The following is a 297-nucleotide window of genomic DNA, read 5'->3' on the forward strand; positions in this document are numbered from 1 at the left end:
CCCCCCGCGTCTCCCCCAGGGCCGGTCTGCCGGCCCTCCGGCATCGCGCCGCCGCCCCGTGTCCGCCCCCGCGCATGCGCCCCGCTCACGCGGCATGCACCCGGAACGCGCCGTCGTCGCCGAGTTCGTAGACGAACCCCGTGTCGACCTCGTAGTACCAGCCGTGCAGCCGCAGCCGGCCCGTGTCGAGCCGCTGTCGGACCACCGGGTAACTCCGCAGCGCGGCCAGCTGGTTGACGACGTTGCCCTGGGAGACCTCCGGCAGTGACGGGTCGTCCGGCGCGGACTCCAGTACGG

The 297-nt window shown here is 74.7% G+C and carries 1 protein-coding gene; it reads right to left on the minus strand.

Annotated elements, in window-relative coordinates:
• Positions 1 to 85: 85 nt before the first annotated feature.
• Positions 86 to 297 (minus strand): carbonic anhydrase (locus tag CCL05_RS45865; protein ID WP_279629920.1); only part of this gene is annotated, 212 nt, incomplete at its 5' end.

This window comes from Streptomyces africanus, from assembly GCF_002150735.1.
Classification (GTDB): Bacteria; Actinomycetota; Actinomycetes; order Streptomycetales; family Streptomycetaceae; genus Streptomyces; species Streptomyces africanus.